Below are 7,097 nucleotides of genomic sequence, written 5' to 3' on the forward strand. Positions count from 1 at the left end.
TCCCTGCCCTTCCCTCGTCCGCCCTTGGATTCGAGCATCTCGCCCGGTTCTGGAACTGGACTGCAGGATTCCTGCAAGCGCTGGGGGTCAACGGGTCGCAGGTTCGAATCCTGTCAGCCCGAGAAGGAAAGTGCAGGGCGGAGGCCGTGCCCACCGGTTGGTGGGGCGGCCTTCTTCGTTACCCTGCGTGACATGGTCGCAGTGCAGGGTCGGGATTCCGGCTCGATTTGAGTCCGAGTTCCGCTCTGAGACGAGTCCGGATGCGTGCCGGCTTGGATCACGTGGTTGCCCGCATGGTCACGAGTGGGGTTGGATGAGCTCCGTGTCTGTCAATGGTTTGATTACACGTCTCCCGGATGCCGGCGTGGTCGGCGACCGGTGCAGGGCGATGGCCGCACTCGATGCGATCATGAGCCCGGAGTGGCATTCGAGATACTTCTCCTTCGATCCCGCGTGGTCGCCGTCCTTGCAGATGGCCTCGATGCGCGATGGTTCGGGCAACGAGTACGCGATCGTTTTTGCGCCGGAGGGCGTTTGGGCCTACGGCTTCGACCACGAGTCGGAGATGAGCCCGTACCGGCGTGGGCCTTTGACGCTGTGGCCCGGGTTGCTCGACGGGATGCCCGAGGCGTTCCGCCCCTTGGCTCAGGAGCCGGCGTTCTGCGACCCGGACGGCTCGACGCTGCGCGCAACGGTGTGCTTCTGGCGCGAGCACGGCGCAGCCGCGTGGGCGTGTGGTTCGCCGGCGGTGCCGGGCCGGGCGGGTGAGGACGGTGGAGCCGGATGGCTCTTCGAGGTCCTGGTTGACGGCGCAGAGGGGTATGCCGCGTTCGCCCGCGACTACTACGAGGCCGAGGTCGATATCAAGGCGGTGCGGCACGTCTATGCGCTGCGACCACTGACGCCGCGGATCCTGGCGGGACTCAACCCGGAGCTGGATGCGTCGGAGGTGGCGGACGAGCTGCGCTCGTTCGGGCTTGTGCTGCAAGAGGGTGCCTGACCGCTCAGGGCTGAGCCCGGCGCTTTTCGGGCCCGGGTTCCGCTCAGAACCGGACCCGCCCGCTGCGCGGTGGCCCCCGTTTCCGGCCGGGTCCGCCTGAGTATTCGCGCTGCTCTCCTCGGGTTGATGCGCCTTGGTGTGGGCTCGGCGGCGGGACTCGGTGCCGGTCTCGATGATGATGCCGTTATAGGTGAGCCGGCCGATGATCGCGGCGCACGGCCGGGGGTCGGTGAAGGTGCGCGTCCAATTGCCGAACGCGTCGTTCGCGGCGATCGCGATGCTCGATCGTTCCTCGCGCTCGGTCAGCACCTGGAAGAGCAACTCCGCGCCGCGCTGGTCGAGTTCGAGGTACTGAGTTCGCCAGCTATACGGATATCCTCACAGGTGGACCTATACCGAGACCGCGATTATGCCGAGCGCGCTGCGAACCTTGCTGGTCCCGATGCCTTGGAGGCGGGTCAGCTGTCTGCGTAGTCCGGCGCCATGTCGTACTCGTCGACGTGAAGGACAGCGCGGTCGAGATGCCGGCCGAACAGGTTCGGTGCCCTTCCTGGTGGCAGGATCCTGCTGATCTGGCTCGCGGTTGAGATGTCGGACGGCCTACACCGTCGCGGCCCGGCCACCGGGCCTCACTGGCCGGTGGCTCCAGAGATCGCGGGTCCTAACCACTGATCAACGTTTCCCTTATGATTCGACCACGCTGGTCTTGCAGGCAGAGGGAGGAGGGCGCGCTGGTGGTAGAGACGGTTCCTCGGCAACGAACGATGCTGTTCGAGGCGATTCCGGAGGTTGCTACTCTCGCCGAGGGCGCAGTGCGGCTTCATCCCCGGCGCGGTGCACCCACTGCTGAGCGGAGTTCGGCGGGCGCGGCGTTGACGTGGCCGGTGGACGAGCCGTGGCCGGTCTGCACCGATGTGCACGTGGTGGATCGCGCCGAGCGGACTGGGGCATCCGTTCGTGGCTGGTCGGAGGAAGCCGAGCCGGCCGAGCCAGTGGTCCTCGCGGCCGTGGTCCAGCTGTTCAAGCGGGACATCCCTGGCGACCATGGGCATCTGCCTGGCTGGATGTTCCCGGTGCACACCGACGTATTGCAGATCCTGTGGTGCCCGAATAAGCACATAGACACGCTTGCCCCGCAAGCCCGCGCGTATTGGCGCGATACCCACGACCTGCGCGAAGCGGTCTCGAAGAAGCCCGAACTCAACCTTGTCGGGCTGCCGCAGGCAATCCCGGTGCCGTGCCTCCTACATCCGGAGCTGGTCTCAGAGCTGCCGCCACTGCCGCGTGTTCGGGACCACGATCTCCAGCTGTGGTCTGCGATTCCCGCGCACCTGCTTGCACCGCTTCGAAGCTGGCAACACCCGGATGAGCAGGCCTGGGAGGACGAGTCGCACTACGAAGCGCTATCGGCCGCAACGACTGCCAGGCCGTGTTCGCCTGTACTTCCGATCCCGGCCATCCGCTCATGACATACATCGAGTAGATCCAAGCGCCGGACATGCTTGGGCGTCTGAACTTGGACGAGATGCCCCGGTCACCCTATGCAGGCTCCTGACCCGGGGCACGCCCACCGGGCTGGGCGGCCCGGGTAGACCGGTATCTCGCTCAGGTCGGGCACGTGTGTTGCCTTCCGCTTCGGTCACGGTCCCGGCCCTGCGGTACCAGTGGCCGGCATCCACGTCATGAAGCCCTACCTCACCCGGAGGGTCGGCGGCCAGCCTCTGAGTAGCCCCGCTCTGTAGGCCGGAGCCCAGTAGCAGCCGGTTCAATCTGATTCGACCCCATCCGACGCGAGGCCCAGCTCGATACGCATTGCTAGGCGCATTTCGTTCGTAATCTTCGATGGAATGTCGACTATGCAGGCATGAAACTCGGTTGAGGTGGAATTTCCGGGAAGTTCATATTCGCCCATGAGCGCACGGTAAGCGTCGCCAAGGGCGTATCCGACTTCGTCGGTCTTCTGAAGTATTTTTGCGGATATTCTCATCTGAGTGCGCGAGTGGCACTCGGCAAATTCCCTTCGAGCGCGCTCCAGATCAAGAAGATGGTCGGCATCTGACACTCGTTTCTGTGCATCCGTCAAGCATTCAGTCAGCGCTGATCTGTAATGTCTCGCCGTTGCGTTCAATTCGGTATAAATAATTCGACGTTCTTCGATTTCTTCATTCGCGCGAATATGACCGCGCTCATCTTGTAGTGCCTTGATTTCTCTCTCAGCATCAAATCTCCGAGCCGCCATTGCGGATCGATTTGAAAGTACTGCTGCCACGATGCTGCCACCGAGCGTTCCGCCGACGCCCACGACAGCTACAGCCAGCGACGACCAGTCCGACATGCTGTCAGTATTGCCAGTAGGCACGTCGAACTTCAAGTGGTAAGCCGGAGGCGTAGGCAGCGCCATGCACTATTCCGCAGTGGAGCACGGCAGCAGGCGCGGCGATCACGGGCGCAACGTTGGACCACATCCCCACAGGTCAAAGCCATGATGTGGCGAGTTGGTGGCATAAGCCGTGTCAACTCCACTTTGCGGTAAACGACACAGACCACACCGGTCACGTAGTGCAAGGCAACACTATCTGCCGTACAACAAGCGCGCCGTCACATGACGCCTACGCAACATCAGCACCGCCCGAACTTTGCTAGATGTGGTGCTCACACGTCGCACTCGATGGTTTCAGCCAAGCCGCATTTCTGTGGCCATCAGCAGCCTCGGTAGATCCGCGCTCGTGCCACTCAAGCAGTGAGATGACACCTGAGCGGAAGGCTCTTGATGCTGCACGAGGTTGGGTGCTCTCTCCATGAAGGCGTCTGGTGTTCTCGAGGTGATGATGTGGAACAGGTCGCGTGGCACCGCGCACTGCTCGATCAAGACGTCGTCATCGATACGGATCAACGATCTTCGACAAGGGCCGGGTAGCGACATCGTTGTCAGTTCCGAAGTCGTCTGCGTGGATCTCCGAAATGCTCTGTACGGCGGGTGGCGGCGTCTTGCGCGGGCTGGCTTTCCGGCTTAGTGTCGGTGGGATCAGGGTTCAATGCCACGTAGCCTGGGTTGATCATGTGTGTGGCCTGGGTGTTGGGGGCAGGGCCTCTGCGTTCTCAGTTGATGGACGGGGTGAGGTTGGCGCGGACGGCTTGAGCTCTGTGGCGGGTTGATGTCAGCCCAGAGGTTTGATGTAGGCGGGCACGGTCCCTGATGATCGTCTGGTTCTCGAGGCCATGCGATCCAAGGAGCCGTGCCCGCGTGTCATCTTCCCTCATCGAGGTCGTGTCCGGCCAGTTGGCCGCAGCCGGGGTGGAGGCGGTGGAGCTTGATGACGGACAGGTGATGGCCTTGATCGAGGTGCTCGGGCTGATCCCGGACCGGCGCCGGGCCCGGGGGCGGCGCTACCGGCTCGGCTTCCTGCTGGCCGCTGCGTTGACGGCGGTGCTGGCCGGGGCGAAGTCCATGGTCGAGGTGGTTCGGCGTACCCGCAGCGCCGACGACGAGTTCCTGTATCGGCTCGGCGCCACCGGCCGGAATCTGCGCCCTGCCGACACCACCTTCGGTCGGGCGCTGAAGGTGCTCGACGGGGACGAGGTGGACATGCTGTGCGGGTCGTGGCTGGCCGGGATGCTGCGAAGCACCGAGCGTGATGCCCTTCGCCCGAGGAACGCCGGCGCCCAGGCCGACGGGGCACGGCTGCCGGTGGCCGCCGCGGACGGCAAGAGCGTGCGCGGCGCGGCAAGGCCCGACGGCACCCGCCCGCACCTGGTCTCGCTCTACCGGCCCGAGGCCGGCTGCGTGATCGGGCAAGTCCAGGTCGCCGACAAGAGCAACGAGATCCCGGCGCTGCCGGACCTGCTCGGCCGGGTCGATCTCACGGGCCTGCTGGTTACCGCGGACGCCTTGCACGCCCAACGCGCCACCGCCGAGGCCGTCGTCGCAGCAGGCGGGCATTACCTGCTGTTCCTGAAGGATAATCAACCCTCGATCCTGCGTCAGGCCCAGGACCTGCTCGCTCCCGGTTCCCACGCCGAGCACGAGCGGGCCGGCACGAGCGCCGAGACGTTCGATATCGGCCACGGGCGGCGGGAGAGGCGCATCACCCGCACCGCGCCGTGCGACGGCATCGACTTCCCGCACGCCGCACAGGTCATCCGGATCACCCGCCGTCGCGCCGTAGGCAAGGCGCCCGGGGCCGGGACCAAGGAGGTCGCCTACGCGATAACCAGCCTCACCTCCGAGCAGGCCGGGCCGGTCAAGCTCGGCCAGGCCGCCCGCGAGCACTGGGGCATCGAGGCAATGCACCACATCAGAGACGTGACCTGGCGCGAGGACGCCAGCCGGATCCGCACCGGCAGCACCCCGCGCGTCATGGCCGGCCTCCGCAACCTCGCACTCGCGCTACTCAAGCTCCTGGGTTGGACCAACATCGCAGCCGCCACCGACCACATGCGCGACCACCGCAACGACACCCTCGCACTCCTCGGTCTCAGCCACTGAGAACGCAGAGGCCCTGGTGTTGGGGGGTGGTGTCGTAGTCTGGGTTCGTGTCGGTGGATAGCGCGGATCGCGGGCGTGTGGTGATGGATCAGGTTTCTCTCGGGGTGCTGGTCGAGGCGGTGCCGCGGTTCAAGGTGGATCAGGCCTTGAACGACGAGAAGATCAGGGCTCTGCGTTCGGATGGGAAGCTGCCGCCGCATGTGACGGCGTATCTGACGATGGCGATGGCGCTGTTCGCGCAGGATGCCGCGGAGGAGGTGGCGACCAGGGTCACCGGGTCGCTCGACGCGTTCGGGGTGTGGGACGCGTCCTGGGGCGTGCCGACCTCCTCCGGGATCACGCAGGCGCGTAAGCGGCTGGGCCCTGACGTGCTGCGGCGGGTGTTCGGGTACTGTGCCGAGCCGGTGGCGGTTCAGGATGAGACCCGGGGCGCGTTCGCGTGCGGGCTGCGGGTGATGGCGATCGACGGGTTCGCGATGGACGTGCCCGACACGCCGGGCAACGCCGCGGAGTTCGGGTACTCCACGACCGGGGGCAATCCGTCCGCGTTCCCGAAGGTGCGGGTGGTCGGGATCACCGAGTGCGCCAGCCACTGCTTCGTCGACGCGCGTATCGGTCCGTACACCACCGGGGAGCAGAGTCTGGCCGCGCCGCTGCTCGCGCGCCTGGACCGGTCCTGGCTGCTCACGGCGGACCGCGGGTTCTACAGCTTCCCGGCCTTCTCGGACGCGGCCGAGACCGGGGCCGGGCTGCTGTGGCGGGTCAAGGCCGACCTGCGCCTGCCGCCCCTGCGGGTACTCGAGGACGGCACGTACGTGTCCGTGGTGATCGACCGCGAGATCCGCGGCGCACGGCGCGAGGCGATCGTGCGGGCCGCCGAAGCCGGAGAAGAGCTCGACCCGCACCAGGCCCGCCGGGTACGGGTGCTCCAGTACGACGTGCCCGACCGCGCCGAGCCCGCCGGCACGGAACTCATCTGCCTGATCACGAACCTGCTCGACCCGCAGAGCGCGCCGGCCGAGACCCTCGCGTACTGCTACCACCAGCGGTGGGAACAGGAGAGCGCGCACGACCAGCTCGAGACCGACCTGCGCGGCTCCGGGCGCGTCCTACGCTCGAAGCTACCCGACCTCGTCTACCAGGAGGTGTGGGCCTACCTCCTGGTCCACTACGCGATCAACGCGCTGATCTGCCGGGCCGCGACCGGCGCGGACATCGACCCGGACCGCGTCTCCTTCGTCAAAGCCGTGCGCATCGCGCGCCGTACCGCCACCGGTACCGCGCGCTTTTCCCCCTGAGCAGATGAAAGCCCCCGCCGCCCGCGCCGCCGCGCAACTGACCGCACCCGCCGCACTCAACCCGCCCCGCCGCGAACGCACCTACCCCCGCGCCGTCAAACGCATCCGACACAACCCCCACCGGGTGAAAAAGGCCACTGATACCGGCATACGGCACCCTGACCCGCCCACCATCCGGATCTTCCGCACCAACCCACCCGCCACCAGCGGCCGAACAAGATCAACATAAGCTACGTGACATTGGATCAGGGTTTGTCGCTGCGCGGTGTGCTGTTTGTTCGTACGCTGAGTGCCCTGGGAGTGTTTCGGCCGG

Annotated in this window: 5 protein-coding genes and 1 pseudogene; 4 read left to right on the forward strand and 2 right to left on the reverse strand. The window is 66.0% G+C overall.

Annotated features, from left to right (window positions below; translation table 11 throughout):
• The first annotated feature begins 364 nt into the window (after window positions 1-364).
• Window positions 365-1,000, forward strand: coding sequence for a hypothetical protein (locus ACTRO_RS50165; protein ID WP_245594645.1), 636 nt, complete (start codon window positions 365-367; stop codon window positions 998-1,000).
• 105 nt (window positions 1,001-1,105) lie between these two features.
• Here ACTRO_RS50165 and ACTRO_RS51260 read toward each other — a convergent pair.
• Window positions 1,106-1,351, reverse strand: a pseudogene (locus tag ACTRO_RS51260) (ATP-binding protein); the annotation flags it as partial.
• 413 nt (window positions 1,352-1,764) lie between these two features.
• On the opposite strand from ACTRO_RS51260, the gene ACTRO_RS44700 reads away from it, so the two are divergent.
• Complete coding sequence (locus ACTRO_RS44700; protein WP_157436754.1) at window positions 1,765-2,469, forward strand: hypothetical protein; 705 nt, start codon at window positions 1,765-1,767, stop codon at window positions 2,467-2,469.
• A 296-nt stretch (window positions 2,470-2,765) separates the two neighbouring features.
• Here the strand turns inward: ACTRO_RS44700 and ACTRO_RS47875 are convergent, their stop codons facing one another.
• The gene (locus ACTRO_RS47875) at window positions 2,766-3,371 is read right to left on the reverse strand and encodes a hypothetical protein (RefSeq protein WP_157436755.1); all 606 of its coding nucleotides are present in this window, start codon (window positions 3,369-3,371) and stop codon (window positions 2,766-2,768) included.
• A gap of 873 nt (window positions 3,372-4,244) precedes the next feature.
• Between ACTRO_RS47875 and ACTRO_RS42460 the strand changes: the two genes are divergently transcribed.
• Window positions 4,245-5,486, forward strand: coding sequence for an ISAs1 family transposase (locus ACTRO_RS42460; RefSeq protein WP_051450303.1), 1,242 nt, complete (start codon window positions 4,245-4,247; stop codon window positions 5,484-5,486).
• An 83-nt stretch (window positions 5,487-5,569) separates the two neighbouring features.
• On the forward strand, window positions 5,570-6,784 hold the full coding sequence (locus ACTRO_RS42465; RefSeq protein ID WP_051452644.1) for an IS4 family transposase: 1,215 nt from the start codon (window positions 5,570-5,572) through the stop codon (window positions 6,782-6,784).
• Window positions 6,785-7,097 lie beyond the last annotated feature (313 nt).

This window comes from Actinospica robiniae DSM 44927, from assembly GCF_000504285.1.
Classification (GTDB): domain Bacteria; phylum Actinomycetota; class Actinomycetes; order Streptomycetales; family Catenulisporaceae; genus Actinospica; species Actinospica robiniae.